This window comes from Xenorhabdus bharatensis, from assembly GCF_037996705.1.
Classification (GTDB): domain Bacteria; phylum Pseudomonadota; class Gammaproteobacteria; order Enterobacterales; family Enterobacteriaceae; genus Xenorhabdus; species Xenorhabdus bharatensis.
In genome coordinates this window covers 1-347 of the sequence record NZ_JBBMXG010000077.1, presented here as the reverse complement: position 1 = coordinate 347, position 347 = coordinate 1, and the positions used below count along the sequence as shown (strand labels likewise).

The following is a 347-nucleotide window of genomic DNA, read 5'->3' as shown; positions in this document are numbered from 1 at the left end:
CTGCATTAATGCTTCCCGAAAATAAGCTTAAGGTCACGAAGGTCTTTTTGAGGATCGCACCAATGACATTGATGCGGCCTTTGGCCTGCCAATCGTGTGTCCCAAAGCAGCGCCGCCCTTTCGCCGAATAGCCGTGTGTGCAAGGCATAGACTGGGCAAAACCGCTTTCATCCAGATAAACAATCGGTTTCCCCGCTTGCTTATAGTGGCCGATACGTTCGATAAAAGCCTGACGGGCCTGAGCGTCAGCGTTGGGGTGCCTTAGCGTTTTTTTTGACCGTTATTTTCAGCCGTTTCAAGGCGTAGTGGATAGCAGACTGCGCAACACCCAGGCGTTTTGCTCTTTC

At 51.3% G+C, this 347-nt stretch carries 2 protein-coding genes; both read right to left on the bottom strand.

The features are described 5' to 3' along the window. The coding region (locus AAC855_RS21295) for a hypothetical protein (RefSeq protein ID WP_422824419.1) at positions 1 to 175 on the bottom strand (175 nt) is incomplete at its 3' end. 70 nt (positions 176 to 245) lie between these two features. Beyond that, on the bottom strand, positions 246 to 347 hold a 102-nt coding region (locus AAC855_RS21290; protein ID WP_340612132.1), incomplete at its 5' end, for an IS630 transposase-related protein.